This window comes from Oscillibacter sp. KLE 1728 (assembly GCF_934833455.1).
GTDB classification, from domain to species: Bacteria; Bacillota; Clostridia; order Oscillospirales; family Oscillospiraceae; genus Oscillibacter; species Oscillibacter welbionis.
Genome location: NZ_CAKVVF010000025.1, coordinates 1 through 14,528 on the forward strand (window position 1 = coordinate 1; position 14,528 = coordinate 14,528).

Consider the following 14,528-nt stretch of genomic DNA (forward strand, 5'->3'; position numbering starts at 1 on the left):
TTTACAACAGAATCATTGTTTTGTTGTTAAACGATCAGCCGCATTTTTTCCAGAATCTGTTCATGGGCCCTGGCGCTCACTGCCACATAAATCCGGGTTGTCTCAATGGAGGAATGGCCCAGAAGGTCCGCCAGATGCGCCAGATCCTTCTCCTGTTCATAAAAGCACTTGGCGAACAGGTGCCGCAGATTGTGCGGGAATACCTTTTCCGGCATCACGCCGGCCTCCCGGCAGAGGGTTTTCATTTCATGCCAGATGTTGCTGCGGTCCGGGGGCCGCCCAGTGCGGGTGCGGAACAGGGCCCCTCCTGGATATCCTGCGCCCTGGCATACCGCCGCAGGCGTTCCGCCAGTTCCTGCGGCAGCAGGACGGTCCGGCACTTTCCCTTCAGCCGGATCTCCGTCCGGCCAGCACGCAGGGCCTCCGTCGTGATGAAGCGCAGTTCGCTCACCCGGATACCGGTGGCGCAGATCGTCAGCATCACGTGGTACAGCCGCTGGTTCTTGCGCCCCTTGGCAATGGAGAGCAACCGGCGGTACTCCGACTCCGTCAGGTCCCGCTGCTCCTCCCGAAACGCCCGCCGCTGAACCTTCAGCAACTTCACCTCGCAGTGCTCCGCTCCACAGAACCGCAGATACGCGTTCACAGCAGAGAGCTTGTTGTTGACCGTCAGAGCCCTGTACTGCTGCTGCAGGCGCTCCCGGTATGCCAGAACACCCGCCTTGGTCACCGGGGCGCCGCACAGAGCCAGTCGCAGCTGTTCCGCCTCCTGCACGTATTTTTCCACTGTGGCACGGGCCTTCTCGTTTTCCACCAGAAATTCCCGGAACGCGGAGATAGACTGTCCTGTGAGCGTGATTTCTTCCATCTTGACTCCTCCCAAATCCGCCCGCACAGACGCGGGTATTTTTTGTAAGCATACCCAAAATGGCGTCGGATATGTTCCGCCTATGGAGATGCTTTCCAAAAAAGTTCCGAATTGCGCAAAAAGGCAGCCCGCGGAGAATCCCTCCGCGGGCTGCCTTACAGTATGCTGTTGTTTTTTATCGGCCTCCCCAGACCCGGTAGAGCTCGCTTCCCCGTTCCCGCAGGCGCTCGTTCAGCCAGGAGCGCAGGGATGCCATGCCCTCCTCTGTCCAGGGGAAGGTCTCCGTCTCAATGTGCTGGGCCTTTTCAAAGCAGATGTTCTCATAGACCCAGGCCTGGACGGTGCCATCGTTCACCTTTCCCGTCCGCTGGAAGCGGTAGCGGAAGGTGCCGAGGGAGCCGGGAAAAATCTCCGACTTCTTCAGAAAGTTCAGGGTCAAAAATGCGAATGGATCTTCCATCGGGCAGTTTCTCTCCTCCATCAGGCCGCCTCCGTCTCCCGGCGGCAGACCTTGATCCCCGCGATGGTCAGCGCGAACACGAACCAGAAAATGCACATCACCCGGGGATAGTTCCACAGGTAATCCGCCAGACCGCACACCATGGCGCCGCACAGAGCCGCCGCTCCGGCACAGGTGATGGTGCGGGCGGCAGAGGGGGCGCAGTGCCGGACCGTGCGGGCCGCCTTTTTGATGTTCCACAGCATGGAGCCCACAAAGCCCAGGAACCCCAGCAGTCCCGCCTCGATCCATACCTGCAGGTAGAAGTTGTGGGCATGAACGAAGGGCGCTTCTGCGTGGTAGAGGTTGAAGTCGCTGATGTAGTCCTGCACGGCGGCGGTGCCCAGACCCGCGCCGGAGACGGGAGACGTCCGGATGACCTCCAGTGCCGCCTGATACAAGGGGATGCGGCTGGCAGTGGAGGTATCCGCCGGATTGAAGATCGTCAGGACCCGGTGCCAGATGGTGTCCGGCAGGAAAGGGACCATCACCACGCACAGCACCGCGAAGGCGGGGATCAGCTTGGGCTTCCACAAAAACACCAGCACCACCATGGCACAGGCCATGCCAACCCAGCTGGCCCGGGAGTAGGTCATGCCCAGAGCCAGCACACCCACGGCAAACACGCCGCAGGCCGTCACGCGGGAGATGCCCCGCTTGGAGCAGAGGATCAGCGCCAGTACCAGGGGCAGCAGGAGGATCAGCACCTCTGCAAAGGTGTTGGGGTTGTCGAAATAGGACTCCACCCGGCCGGGCATACCGGCGTTGACCTCCAGGTCCACATAGGACTCGTTGACCTCCACGCCCTGGATCCGTTGGTACACACCGTACAGCGAGGACACCAGCACACAGACCCCACCGCCGGCGGCCAGCCGCTTCAAATCCTCTGTGCCCCGGACAGCGCTGACCGTCACCAGCACGCACAGCGCTGCGGAGATATGGTAGAGCAGGAAGCGGAAGGAGGCGGAGGGCTCATAGGAGAACAGCACCGCCAGGAACATGGCTCCGAACAGCACCACCGGATAGAACCCGATGTGCTTCACGTCCAGCCGGAAGTCCCGCCGGGACATGGCCCCGGCATAGAACAGCACCAGCAGGGCGGCAAAGCCCAGCATACTATATGCGTTGTTCCAATGCGAGAAGGGAATCACCCACAATAGCATGATGAGCCAGGATTGGGCGATGGCGGTCTCATGTCCCATCTCAAAGGCCAGACGGGAGAAAACGCTGTCATCAAACGTAGCCCGCAGGGCAAGGTACAGCTTGTGGAGCAGCCAGGCAGGCAGGTTGATGAGGCCCGTCAGCAGCCGGCAGAGGATGCTCTCCTCCCAGGCCCGGGCCGCAACGCCCTCCCGACACAGGACCCGGAGAACACGGCTCTCGTCGATCTGGCGGTTGCACCAGGCGCCCATGCGCACCAGGCAGCGGTGGACGGCGCTGTCATAGTAGACGGTGCACAGCACCGCCCAGAGGTGATACAGATAGCTTTCGCGGAGAATGCTCATGCAGGGAAACCTCGTTTCTTCAGATGCGGTTTTTGATCCGGTACAGCTGGGAGAGCAGCCAGAAGCGGCCCCCCCGCACCAGCTTTGCTGCCAGCTGCTTGTTGCGGCTCATGCCGGCGGGCGACAGCGTCCGGATGGCGTGGGCCATATCCGGCCGCGCGCACAAGGCCTGGATGGTCTCCTGCCGCTGCCGGAGGGTCTTGGGATTGCCCGGGGCGTACTCGTTGCCGATGGCGATCAACAGCCCGGCCCAGTTGGAGTTCTCCCGCCACTGGGGGCGGCCGGGCGTCAGGCCGTACCGGGCGGCCAAGTCCTCCTTCCGCTCCATGAAGCGGCCGAAGACCTGCTGGAAGTCCTTCATATACTTGTGGGTGGCGGAGGCCGGATTCTGGAGATAGCGGTACAGGGGCGTCTCCGTCACCGCCAGGCGCCGGGCGTTGCAGAAATACTCCATCAGGAACAGCTCGTCTTCCAGATAGGCGCCCTCATAGCGGAGATGGAGTCTGTCAAAAATCTCTGCGGAGAACAGATAGCGCCAGATGAATCCATTGAACACCGGCTGGGCCAGCCGGTCCCCCAGCAGGGGATTGACGATTTTCTCCCGGATAGCGTCGGCGTCGTAGATCCCGGCGGGCAGCACCGGCTCCGGCGTCTCGCTGCCATCAGGCCACAGGTTCAGGTGCGCACAGGCGGCGGTATCCGCCCCGGCCCGCTCCCGCAGGTTCCACAGCGTCTCCAGGCACTGGGGCTCGTACTGATCGTCGGAGTCCAGAAAGGCGATATAGGTCCCCCGGACATGGTCAAGGCCCACATTCCGGGTCTCGCTGACGCCGCTGTTGCGCTCCTTGTGGAACACCCGGATGCGGTCATCCTCCCGGGCCAGCTCATCGCAGAGAGCCGGGGAGCCGTCGGTGCAGCCGTCATCCACCAGCAGCAGCTCCCAGTCGGAAAAGGTCTGCCGCCGTACGCTCTCCACGCAGTCTCTGAGAAATTTCTCCGCCTGATAGACAGGCACAATGACGGAAATGCTGGGCATAGACAGCCTCCTTGCGCCCTCCGGCGCCTCTCTTCAGTCTACGGCGCGGAAACTCCGGCGCCCTCCCCCCAGAATCTGGGGCTCTTACACGGAGCTATTGTACCCGATTTCCCCGGGAAGGTCAACGTCTTTTCCCGGAAAAGCCGGGCATACTAGGAGCGAGGTGATCCAATATGAACGATATCGAGCTGCTCCAATACGTCCATGAGACGGCGGAGATGGGCATTGAGGGGCTGAACAGCCTGGACGGGCAGGTCCGGGATGACAGCCTGCGGCGGGTTCTGAGCCAGCAGGGCGCCGAGTACCGCCAGATCGCGGATCAGGCGGAGCGCCTGCTCCGGTCTCTGGGAGAGGAGCCCAGGGACCCAGGCCTTCTGGCCAAGGTGTCCGCAGAGGTCATGTCCACTTTCAAAACGCTGGCAGACCCCTCTGCATCCAACATCGCGGAGATGGTCATTCAGGGAAACACCATGGGGGCCACCAAAAGTACCCGGCATCTGGGGGACTACGCCGGTGGAAACCGTGAGATCCGAAATCTCGCGGAGCGGCTGCTGCACACCGAGGAAGCCAACGCCGCCCAGATGAAGCAGTTCCTGTAACACACCCGGCGCAAAGCAGAGGAGGAGCCTCCCACGGGAGGCTCCTCCTCTGTTCAAAGGACCGGCAGCAGATCTTCCCCATTCAGAAAACGCTCCTCCGCCTCCTGGATAGGGATCTGCCGCTGATTCAGTCTGCGCACCAGCTGCTCTACCTCTGCCTGTTCCCTTCCCGGCAGCAGGACCACCAGATGTCGCTCCGGTTCCCAGGATTCGCCGCTGAATCCGAATCGCCGGGGGTGCCGGGTCTCCAGAACCTGATAGCGCACCTGCGGCCGCACCGCCTTGCGCCGGCGCCAGACCGACAAGGCCAGCACCCGGACCAGATCCTTCGGCGTGGGCTTTTCCCGCAGCACGCGTTGAAAGAGCTTCTGCAGCTCCGCCCGGTCTCCGCAGTCCCAGATGTCCTCCGCCGCCCGGGAGAGGGCCTTTGCCAGGGTGTCCTTTTCCTTTTCACTGTATCTCTGCGCCTCCGGATACAGCGTCTCCATGGAGAAGGTGCCCGGCATACGGGGGATGGCAGCCTTGACCAGGCAGCACAGGTCGTAATAGCAGTCCCGGCTCAGTTTCCCACTGATTTTTTCCACTGTCCGCAGGATATCTTCATCCATCCGAAACCGTCTCCTCTCCTCTTCAATTCATACATAGCATATCAAAAATCGCAGGTTTTTGAAATAGATTCGACACATTCGGACTCTTTTAGACAAATTACGGCACCCCGGACTTGACAATCCGGAGGAAATGTGCTCTTCTACCCGTATCAGAGACAGGGAGGCGCAGGCATGGATATTCGCAGAATCGAGTCGGGCAAGCGGGACTTTCTCCCCCTCCTGCTGCTGGGAGACGAACAGGAGGACATGATCGACCGCTATCTGGACCGCGGAACGCTGTTGGCGCTGTACGATGGCGGACTTCGCGCCGTGTGCGTGGTGACCAAGGAGGCGCCGGGCGTGTTCGAGATCAAAAATCTGGCCGTGGAGCCGGCCTTTCAGCGCCAGGGCTACGGCCGGGCCATGGTTCGGCATGTGGCCGGCGCCTGCCGGACCGCCGGAGGGACACGCCTCCTGGTGGGCACTGGGGACAGTCCCCTCACCCTCCCCTTCTACCGGGCCTGCGGGTTCCGGGAAAGCCACCGGGTCCCCAATTTCTTCCTTCAATTTTACGACCACCCCATATACGAAGGGGGGCGGCTTTTGTCGGACATGGTATATTTGTCCATGGAGCTTTGAGCGGAAAAGGCGGCGCTGCTGAAAATCAGCGGCGCCGCCTGTATCATACCGTTTGATTCAGTTTTGGAAAAGGCTTCACGCCTCTGCGGCGGCCTTCAGAGCCTCCGTGCGGTCAGTTTTCTCCCAGGTCACGCCCAGGTCCTCCCGGCCCATGTGGCCGTAGGCCGCCAGCTTGCGGTAGATGGGCTTGCGCAGGTCCAGGTCCCGGATGATGGCCGTGGGCCGCAGGTCAAACACCTTGCGGACGGCAGTCTCCAGCCTGTCGTCTCCCACCGTACCGGTGCCGAAAGTGTCCACCAGCACACTCACCGGCTGGGCCACGCCGATGGCGTAGGCCAACTGCACCTGGCAGCGGCGGGCAAGGCCCGCGGCCACGATGTTCTTGGCCACGTACCGGGCGGCGTAGGCCGCGGAGCGGTCCACCTTGGTGGGATCCTTGCCGGAAAAGCAGCCGCCGCCGTGGGGGGCGCTGCCGCCGTAGGTATCCACGATGATCTTCCGGCCGGTGAGGCCGGAATCCGCCGCCGGGCCGCCCTTGACGAAACGGCCGGTGGGGTTCACGTAATACTTTGTGTTCTCGTCCAGCATGTCCGCGGGGATCACGGCCTTGGCCACCTGCTCGATCATGTCCTTCCGGATCTGCTCCAGGGAGACATCGGGGTCGTGCTGGGTGGAGATGACCACTGTATCCACCCGGACAGGGCGGTTGTGCTCGTCATACTCCACGGTGACCTGACTCTTGCCGTCGGGCCGCATATAGGGCACCTGGCCGCTCTTGCGGACCTCCGCCATGCGCTTGCACAGCTTCTGTGCCAGGGACAGGGGCAGGGGCATCAGTTCCGGCGTCTCGTCGCAGGCGTAGCCGAACATCATGCCCTGGTCACCGGCGCCGTTGCTCAGCTCGCTGTCGGTGCCCTCCTTGTTCTCCAGGGATTTGTCCACGCCCATGGCGATGTCGGCGGACTGCTCGTCGATGGAGGTAACCACAGCACAGGTGTCGCAGTCAAAGCCGTACTTGCCCCGGTCATAGCCAATGTCCCGGACCACCTCCCGGGCGATGTGGGCGATGTCCACATAGCAGCTGGTGGTGATCTCGCCCATCACGTGGATCAATCCGGTGCAGGCCGTGGTCTCGCAGGCCACGCGGCCGTTGGGGTCCTGCTCCAGAATGGCGTCCAGGACGGCGTCGGAGATCTGGTCGCAGACCTTGTCGGGGTGGCCCTCCGTGACGGATTCGGAGGTGAAGAGATAGTGTCTTGCCATAGTACAGGTTCCTTTCTGAGCACTGACCTCATCAAGGGGCGAAAAAAATGTGCGTTTCGACGGCGAAACGCACAAACGGATTTGGTTGCTTGCTCCTCATCTGTCGATCACCGCCGGATTTGGCACCTTGTCATAAGCAGGTTGCCGTGGGTTCATCGGGCCGTTCCCTCCGCCACTCTTGATAAGGGTAATAAAATTGTCCCTATTATCTTATCAGGTTTTTCCCGTTTGTCAATACGGTTTTTCCGGTTTTGCGGAGAAATCCGTCGCCCCGTCGGAAAACTGCGCAGATGTTCCGCCTGTTCAAAAATTATACATGACTTTTTTCCTCTGATCGGGTATAATGGATATCGCTTGTATATTTGAAATGTTCTGGAGGGCTTCACCGTGAGAAAACTCTGCGACAGCGTGGACCGCTTTTGCCTGCAGCATCCCCGCTTCGGCATTCCGAACCTGATGAAGTTTCTGGTGGGGATCATGGCCGCGGTATTTGTGCTGGACCTGTTCTCCAATGGCTATGCCAGCTATATGCTGTACTTCAACGCAGAGCTCGTTCTGCAGGGAGAGCTGTGGCGGCTGGTCACCTGGATGTTCCTGCCCACCAACGGCTCTCTGTTCTGGATCTTCATCAGCCTGTCCTTCTACTACTTCATCGGCACCTCCATTGAGGAGTACTGGGGCACCGCCAAGTTCACCCTGTTCTATCTGGCCTGCGCCGTGCTGATGGTGGTATTCGGCATGATCAGCATACTGTGGTCCCCGCTTCCCGTTGTCAGCAGCGGCAATCTCAACCAGATCCTGTTCCTGGCCTTTGCTACCCTGTACCCTGACGCGCTGATCCGCGTCTATCTGATCCTGCCAGTCAAGGCCAAGTGGCTGGCGGCGTTGTATGTGCTGCTGACCCTGTATGACCTGCTCCGTTCCGGTATGTGGGCGGCGCTGTTCACACTGCCCCAGCTGCTGGCCGTCTGGCTGGTGTATCTGGTGTTCTTCTGGGACAGGATCGGGGACCTTCTGCGGGAGTTCGGCTTTGCCGTCCGCCATCAGAACTCCCACCAGACCATCCAGTTCAAGTCCGCAGTGAAGCAGCAGCGGAAGAAGGCCCAGCAGCAGGGCTACCGCCACAAGTGCGAGGTCTGCGGCCGCACAGATACGGACTTTCCGGACCTGCAGTTCCGCTATTGCTCCAAGTGCGCGGGCTACCACTGCTTCTGTGAGGACCACATCTTCAACCACACACATTTTACGCAGTGAGCGTTTCCGCGGTCTCCGCCCATCGGGGCGGGGACCGCTTTTTTGACACGGCCCCTGAGATTTCTCTTCCTTCCGGCCCACAAATGCGATATACTGAAAAAAAACGACACCAGAGGAAAAGGGAGACGATACCCATGGAACGACAACTGGGAAAGCCCCTGCATATTCAGGCGGCGGAGGCCTTTGAATCGCCCGCGTTTCTTCAGAAGCTGGGAATGGCCCGCGCCGACGCGGAGCGTATCTTCGGCGGCGCCGACTGGCACCAGCTGCTTCGGGATCTGGTGCCCATCCGGGGCCGGATCTCCTGCGCCGACGCCCTGGCGGCCTTCCGCCCCCTGCTGGACCAGGTGGCGCCGGATCCCGCTGAGGGATGGCTGTCCTACGCCTACCAGGTGGCCCGGGCGCTGCTGTATCCGGCGTCGGACCCCGGACATACCTCCGCCCAGTGGGATGGAGCGCTGTGCTTTCTGCAGCTGCTCCAGGTCCTGTTTGACGCGGAGCGGACCTGCCTGCCCTTTGACTTCTGGCTGGACTTTGAATTCTGCACGGAGGAGGAACTCTCCCACAGCGGTGTGGCGGAGGAGTACCGCCGCTTCTGCTACCGGTTCCGGGAGGAATACATCTATGAGATGCTCCGCCTGAGCCGGGAGGTCACATCCTTCCGCACCCTGGAGCACATCGCCGGCGTCCACTATGTGTCCATGCGGGTGGCCCGGGCCTTCTGCGCCTCCGGCGGACTCATCGACCTGGGGCTGATCTCCGGAGCCGCCCTGGGCCACGACCTGGGCAAATTCGGCTGCAAGCCCGGGGAACGGGTGCCCTACCTGCACTATTACTACACCGACCAGTGGTTCACCCGCCGGGGACTGACGGCCCTGGGCCACATCGCGGCCAACCACTCCGTCTGGGATTTGGAGATCGAGAACCTGTCCTCGGAGTCCCTGACGCTGGTGTACGCGGACTTCCGGGTGAAGCAGACCTATGGGGAGGACCGCCGGGAGATCCCCTGCCTCTACTCCCTGCAGGAGGCCTTTGACGTCATCCTCAGCAAGCTGGACAATGTGGACGATGCCAAGCGCCTGCGCTACCGCTATGTCTACGCCAAGCTGCGGGACTTTGAGGACTATCTCATCTCCTTTGGGGTGGACACCACCCTCCGCACCGCCGACGGCCCCGCCCGCCCGGCCAAAAATGCTGCCCTGCTGAACACGGACGAGGTGGTGACCGCTCTGCGGCGTACCGCCGTGGACCACAATATCCGCCTGATGCACCGGCTGGGCCATGAGCAGCTCTTCGGCAACACTCTGGAGGCCGCCCGGGGCGAAAAGAACCCCGCCCGGCTCCAGGCATACGTCTCCATTTTTGAGGAGTATTTCACCTACTGGAACGCCTCCCAGAAGCAGCAGACCCTGGACTTTCTGTACGAGCTGCTGCTGATCCCGGACGGAGACATCCGCCGCCGGGCCGCCGCCCTCATCGGACGCATCCTGGCCGCCTTCCGCCTGGGCTATCAGAAGGAGCCCCCGGCCGACGCCCCGCCGGACCCGGAGGAAGACCTGCCCTTCCAGCTGTGGGCGGAGTACCTGGAAAAGCTCATCGACCCGGACCGGCGGCTGACGCCCCGGCAGATCAGCATGATCCGCTATCAGGCCAAGACCGCGGCGGACGCGCTGCTGATGAACTGCTCCGACGCCGACGCCCCCCGCTTTGCCGGGGAGCTGTTCCGCCACTACCGCCGCCCGGAACTGGTGGACGCCGATGCGGCCTTTGCCCTGCTGGACACGGTGCTGAGCCTGCCGCTGGACCGGGTATCCGCCGAGGATCTGCACGTGCTGACCGGCTTTTCCGTCTGGTGGCTGGAACGGGGCGGCCTGCCCCAGAAGGCCGCCGCCCTGCGGCTGTTCCACCACCTGCTGACGGCCCTGGACCCCAATGGCCGGGACGCCGCGGCCATCACTGCCGCCGTGGAGGCAGCGGATTGCCGGGGAAGCACGCCGCTGCTGTTTCTCCAGGCCCGCCTGGGAGAGCGGCTGGGCCTGGATGTCTCCATCCAGCGGTCTCTGTTGGACCGGCAGGACGTTGTGAGCAATGTGTTTCTGGACAACCTGAAGACTGCGACCCACTGGGTTCTGAAGGCCGTGGGCGTGGAGTACCTGCTGGGTCAGGTGGAACAGGGAGACCGCGCCAACGTGCTCCACATCGCCACCCACTTCTCCAACCTGATGAAGGTCAGTGAGAATATCGTGGTCCGCCGGCTGGCGGGCACTTCCCTGCTGGCCATTGCTCCGGCCCTGACGCCGGACCGCCGGAACGAGGTGGCCGTGGAGCTTTCCAAGGTGCTGGAGACCGGGCAGACGGAGATCTCCCAGTACATCCCCCAGTACCTGGGCCAGTTTGCCCTGTGGCTGACGCCCAGGGAGCTGGACGAGATCGTGGATCAGATGCAGATCCTCCTCTCCTCCGCCAACACCGTGGTGGTGGCCGCCGCCCTGGCCACTGTGGGCGCCATGCTGGAGCATTACGCCGTATACGCCCAGCGGTTCCACGAGTCCCGGGAGGTACTGGAACGCCGCTGGCGGCGGCTGGCAGGCCTGCTGTTGAAGGGCCTGGCCTCTTATCGTCAGAGCGTGCGGCAGGAGGCGCTGCAGATCCTGGGCGAGCGGATCTTCGCCTCACAGACCCTCTCCTACGAGGGGAAGGCTGCCCTCTTCACCCTGATGGCCAAGAAGATCCTCTTCCTGCTGGGAGAGCAGCCGGAACAGGAGCTGAGCTTCTTCTACACCGCCGCCGCCCTCTCCCACATCTACCGCTTCATCGTCTCCTATCAGATTGAAAGCGGAGACTTCCCATTCTACATGCCGGCAAGGGCCGCCTTCTTTCCCGGCACCTTCGACCCCTTCTCCCTGAGCCACAAGGGCATCGTCCAGGAGATCCGGGACCTGGGGATGGAGGTGTATCTGGCCATCGACGAGTTCTCCTGGTCCAAGAAGGCGCAGCCCTCCCTGGTGCGGAGGCAGATCGTCAGCATGTCCGTGGCGGACGAGTTCGACGTGTACCTCTTCCCCCACGACATCCCAGTGAACCTGGCCACGCCGGAGGACCTGGACCGGCTGCGGGAGGTCTTTTCCGGCCGGGAGCTGTACCTGGCGGTGGGCTCGGACGTGGTAGCCAACGCATCCTCCTACAAGGCGGCACCGGTGCCGGGGTCCGTCCACTCCATGAACCACATCGTCTTCCGCCGCTCCAGCGACGCGGAGGGACGGGAGATCGACGCAGATCTGGGCTGCATCTCCGGCCGCATCATCCAGCTGCAGCTGCCCACCCATCTGGAAGACATCAGCTCCACCCGCATCCGGGAGAACATCGACCTGGGACGGGACATCTCCACCCTCATTGACCCGGTGGTACAGGACTTCATCTACCGCAACAGCCTCTATCTCCGGGAGCCCCAGTACAAGCGGATCCTCCGGGCGGGGGATCTGGAGTTCTCCCACATCTCCCAGCCGGACCGGCACCTGTGGGAGGAGTTGACGGAGGTACCGCTTCAGGGGCGGGAGCAGCCGCCGGAGATCGACCCCAGGGACGGCCTCTGCATCCTGCGGGACGCGGGATCCCGCCCCCGGGTGCTGGGTTTTCTGACCCTGCGGACCGTGAACTCCGGCGGGCTGTATGAGGCCCTGGGGGACACGGAGCTGGCGGACTATGTCCGCAAGCACACGGCGGGGCGGGTTCAGCTGCTCACCGGACTTTACACCGCCCGCGGCTCCAGCGGCAGCTATGATGTGGGCCAGCTGCTGATGACAGAGGCCCTCTCCCGCTCCCTGGGAGCGGACTGCAGCTATGCCGTGTGGCACGCCACTGCGTCGGAGGAGACGCTGGACCTGCTGGAGAGGCAAGGCTTTGTCCCGGCGGAGCTGCCCAGCGCAAAGCCCCTGCTGCTGGTGGATATGCGCTCTCCCTCCGTACTGCTGCAGAACATCCCCACCACGCTGAAGGAGCCTTTCTCCTCCGACCGTACCGTGCTGGCGGCGGTCCGCGCCGCCCACTGCCGGATGCAGCGGGCTCTCACCGGCCTGTATCCGGGTTCTCTGATCCTGTCCCTGAACGCGGAGGTCATTTACCACCGTCTGGTGCGGAAGATCGTGGACCTGAACGGCGTCCCGGCGGAGCCCACAGTGCCCCGGGTACTGGGTCCCAAGATGTGCGTACCCTTCGGCAAGATCCTGCGGGGCAATGCTATCCCCAACACCGTCACCAAGACCATCCACACCGACAAGGTCTTTGCCAGGGACCTCACCTCCTTCGACATTGAGAACTTCCCCGGCTACGCGCCGCTGGAGAGCCAGATCCGCACCATCCACTCCTTCCGCCGGCCGGTGATCCTGGTGGACGACCTGCTCCACTCCGGCAACCGGATCCGGGCGCTGGATCCCCTCTTCCGGCAGGAGGGTGTGGTCATCGACCGGGTGCTGGTGGGCCTGCTGTCCGGCCGTGGACGGGATCTGATGGCCGCCAAGGGCCGCAGTGTGGACAGCGTCTATTTCATTCCGAATATGCGTTCTTGGTTCGTGGAGTCCACCATGTACCCCTTCATCGGCGGCGACACTGTGGGGCATGAGGAGCCCTCCGTCCCCGGCCTGACCCCAGCGGTGAACCTGATCCTGCCCTACGCCTTCCCCCGCTTCTACCGGGAGTGCGGACGGGAGGCGGTGTTCCGTTTCTCCTGTGCCTGCCTGGAGAACGCCCGGGACATCCTGCTGGCCCTGGAGACCACCTTCCGGGAGCGGTACGCCCGCAACCTCACCCTCTCCCGCCTCAGTGAGGCGGTGATCCTGCCCCTCTCCCCGGACAAGGGCAGCTGTATGCACTATGACCCCAGTCTTCCTGCCTCCGTATTTCTGCAGAACGACCTGGAGATGCTGTTGCGGATGCGGAACGTCCTCCAATCCTGACCGCGGGCCTGGCGCGCCATCCAGGCGAAAGGAGCCCTTATGTATTACTACCGCCACGGGGAGGTCATCTTCGCCTCTCTGCTGCCGGACCTCCCCCTGGAGCCGGCGAAGCGTCCCTCCGCAGGGACGCCCAGCCTCTTCCTCATCGACCGGGACCCGATTCGCAGCCGGTCCTCTTTCTGCGTCTCAGACCCCCGGCAGCTCACTGCGGAGACGGAGGATGTGACCTGGCTGGACCCCTCCCGGATGGGCGTTCCGGTCCCCTCCCTGCCCAAACGCCTCCAGCACACCATCGACGCCCGGCTGCTGCGGGCGGTTAACATCCGCCACCCCCGCTGGGCTGACTTTACCAAGGCGCCCGCCATGCATCTGCCAAGCCGCCTGCGGGTGAATCTGCTGGCGGTAGGTGATGTGGGCAGCACCCTTTTGACGGCGCTGAAGCTCCTGGGAGGCGACTGTATTGAGAGCATCGGTATCTGCGACCTGAATCAGAAGACTGTGGCCCGCTGGGTCACGGAGATGGAGCAGGTATCCTGGCCCTGGGACTACGACGCTCTTCCGGCAGTGGAGCCGGTAGCGGCCGGGGACTTGTTCCGCTGTGATGTGTTCCTCTTCGCCGCCACTCGCGGCGTTCCTCCGGTGGGAGGCGGTGTCCGGGACGTGCGGATGGCCCAGTTCGGCGCCAACCGGCCGCTGGTGGAGGACTACGCCCGGCAGGCCCGGCAGGCGGGATTCCGGGGACTCTTTATTGTACTGTCCGACCCGGTGGATCCCCTGTGCAAGGCGGCGTATCTGGCCTCCAACCAGGGTCCCGACGGCCAGTGGGACGGGCAGGGGCTTCGGGCGGAACAGATCCAGGGCTTCGGACTGGGGGTCATGAACGCCCGTGCGGCCTATTTTGCCAAGCAGGATCCCCGGTTCCGCAGCTTCCTGCTGGATGGCCGCAGCTATGGCCCTCATGGTCAGGGGCTGGTGATCGCCAACTCCCTCTCCCATTATGATGACGGCCTCTCCCGGGAGCTGACGGAACTGGTGGCCACCGCCAATCTGCGGATCCGGGAGCTGGGCTTCAAGCCCTACGTGGCCCCTGCCATTTCCTCCGGCGCCATGCAGCTGCTGCTGACGCTCCGCCGGAGCTGGCATTGCAGCTCGGTGGCTCTGGGGGGGATCTGGTTCGGCGTCCGCAACCGTTTAACCGCCGCCGGTCTGGAAATCGAGACTGCCTCTTTGCCCACACCGCTGTTCGAGCGGCTGCGGGAAACCCAGACGCTTCTGCGGGAGATCATTTAGCGGGCGGCTGCCGCTGCGTTTCATCATACCGGCCGC

The 14,528-nt window shown here is 63.0% G+C and carries 12 protein-coding genes and 1 riboswitch; of the genes, 5 read left to right on the top strand and 7 right to left on the bottom strand.

Annotated elements, in window-relative coordinates:
• Window positions 1–26: 26 nt before the first annotated feature.
• The 5 genes from QVE23_RS10915 to QVE23_RS04380 form a co-directional block, all read right to left on the bottom strand.
• Window positions 27–299, bottom strand: coding sequence for a tyrosine-type recombinase/integrase (locus QVE23_RS10915; protein WP_410763248.1), 273 nt, complete (start codon window positions 297–299; stop codon window positions 27–29).
• The gene (locus QVE23_RS04365; RefSeq protein ID WP_353847667.1) at window positions 242–868 is read right to left on the bottom strand and encodes a site-specific integrase; all 627 of its coding nucleotides are present in this window, start codon (window positions 866–868) and stop codon (window positions 242–244) included. The genes QVE23_RS10915 and QVE23_RS04365 overlap by 58 nt, the downstream gene beginning before the upstream one ends.
• A gap of 175 nt (window positions 869–1,043) precedes the next feature.
• Entirely contained in the window at window positions 1,044–1,328 is a 285-nt protein-coding gene (locus tag QVE23_RS04370; protein ID WP_267288388.1) for a hypothetical protein, read from the bottom strand.
• 20 nt (window positions 1,329–1,348) lie between these two features.
• The gene (locus tag QVE23_RS04375; RefSeq protein ID WP_287967650.1) at window positions 1,349–2,872 is read right to left on the bottom strand and encodes an O-antigen ligase family protein; all 1,524 of its coding nucleotides are present in this window, start codon (window positions 2,870–2,872) and stop codon (window positions 1,349–1,351) included.
• A gap of 19 nt (window positions 2,873–2,891) precedes the next feature.
• The gene (locus QVE23_RS04380) at window positions 2,892–3,908 is read right to left on the bottom strand and encodes a glycosyltransferase family 2 protein (RefSeq protein ID WP_021750108.1); all 1,017 of its coding nucleotides are present in this window, start codon (window positions 3,906–3,908) and stop codon (window positions 2,892–2,894) included.
• 173 nt (window positions 3,909–4,081) lie between these two features.
• On the opposite strand from QVE23_RS04380, the gene QVE23_RS04385 reads away from it, so the two are divergent.
• Window positions 4,082–4,507 (top strand): DUF2383 domain-containing protein, encoded by a 426-nt coding sequence (locus QVE23_RS04385; RefSeq protein ID WP_021750107.1) that lies wholly within the window; start codon window positions 4,082–4,084, stop codon window positions 4,505–4,507.
• A gap of 53 nt (window positions 4,508–4,560) precedes the next feature.
• Here the strand turns inward: QVE23_RS04385 and QVE23_RS04390 are convergent, their stop codons facing one another.
• On the bottom strand, window positions 4,561–5,115 hold the full coding sequence (locus QVE23_RS04390) for a hypothetical protein (protein WP_273481961.1): 555 nt from the start codon (window positions 5,113–5,115) through the stop codon (window positions 4,561–4,563).
• 171 nt (window positions 5,116–5,286) lie between these two features.
• On the opposite strand from QVE23_RS04390, the gene QVE23_RS04395 reads away from it, so the two are divergent.
• Entirely contained in the window at window positions 5,287–5,733 is a 447-nt protein-coding gene (locus QVE23_RS04395) for a GNAT family N-acetyltransferase (RefSeq protein WP_021750105.1), read from the top strand.
• 75 nt (window positions 5,734–5,808) lie between these two features.
• Here QVE23_RS04395 and metK read toward each other — a convergent pair whose 3' ends face one another.
• Window positions 5,809–6,996, bottom strand: coding sequence for a methionine adenosyltransferase (gene metK / locus QVE23_RS04400; RefSeq protein ID WP_021750104.1), 1,188 nt, complete (start codon window positions 6,994–6,996; stop codon window positions 5,809–5,811).
• A 93-nt stretch (window positions 6,997–7,089) separates the two neighbouring features.
• A riboswitch (SAM riboswitch) is annotated at window positions 7,090–7,184 on the bottom strand.
• A 199-nt stretch (window positions 7,185–7,383) separates the two neighbouring features.
• Here metK and QVE23_RS04405 point away from each other — a divergent pair.
• The 3 genes from QVE23_RS04405 to QVE23_RS04415 all read left to right on the top strand — a co-directional run bounded on the left by QVE23_RS04405 (window position 7,384) and on the right by QVE23_RS04415 (window position 14,492).
• Window positions 7,384–8,250: a rhomboid family intramembrane serine protease gene (locus QVE23_RS04405; RefSeq protein ID WP_287967651.1), complete on the top strand. Its 867-nt coding sequence runs from the start codon at window positions 7,384–7,386 to the stop codon at window positions 8,248–8,250.
• A 134-nt stretch (window positions 8,251–8,384) separates the two neighbouring features.
• On the top strand, window positions 8,385–13,202 hold the full coding sequence (locus QVE23_RS04410) for a nicotinate-nicotinamide nucleotide adenylyltransferase (protein ID WP_287967652.1): 4,818 nt from the start codon (window positions 8,385–8,387) through the stop codon (window positions 13,200–13,202).
• 39 nt (window positions 13,203–13,241) lie between these two features.
• Window positions 13,242–14,492 carry a Rossmann-fold NAD(P)-binding domain-containing protein gene (locus QVE23_RS04415; RefSeq protein ID WP_021750100.1) on the top strand — a complete coding sequence of 417 codons (1,251 nt, stop codon included), beginning with the start codon at window positions 13,242–13,244 and terminating at the stop codon, window positions 14,490–14,492.
• Window positions 14,493–14,528: the final 36 nt, after the last annotated feature.

Bases quoted from the DNA above. Each gene is read 5' to 3' on its own strand.
- QVE23_RS04365 (WP_353847667.1), bottom strand. From the start codon at position 868: ATGGAAGAAATCACGCTCACAGGACAGTCTATCTCCGCGTTCCGGGAA.
- QVE23_RS04370 (WP_267288388.1), bottom strand. From the start codon at position 1,328: ATGGAAGATCCATTCGCATTTTTGACCCTGAACTTTCTGAAGAAGTCG.
- QVE23_RS04375 (WP_287967650.1), bottom strand. From the start codon at position 2,872: ATGAGCATTCTCCGCGAAAGCTATCTGTATCACCTCTGGGCGGTGCTG.
- QVE23_RS04380 (WP_021750108.1), bottom strand. From the start codon at position 3,908: ATGCCCAGCATTTCCGTCATTGTGCCTGTCTATCAGGCGGAGAAATTT.
- QVE23_RS04385 (WP_021750107.1), top strand. From the start codon at position 4,082: ATGAACGATATCGAGCTGCTCCAATACGTCCATGAGACGGCGGAGATG.
- QVE23_RS04390 (WP_273481961.1), bottom strand. From the start codon at position 5,115: ATGGATGAAGATATCCTGCGGACAGTGGAAAAAATCAGTGGGAAACTG.
- QVE23_RS04395 (WP_021750105.1), top strand. From the start codon at position 5,287: ATGGATATTCGCAGAATCGAGTCGGGCAAGCGGGACTTTCTCCCCCTC.
- metK (WP_021750104.1), bottom strand. From the start codon at position 6,996: ATGGCAAGACACTATCTCTTCACCTCCGAATCCGTCACGGAGGGCCAC.
- QVE23_RS04410 (WP_287967652.1), top strand. From the start codon at position 8,385: ATGGAACGACAACTGGGAAAGCCCCTGCATATTCAGGCGGCGGAGGCC.
- QVE23_RS04415 (WP_021750100.1), top strand. From the start codon at position 13,242: ATGTATTACTACCGCCACGGGGAGGTCATCTTCGCCTCTCTGCTGCCG.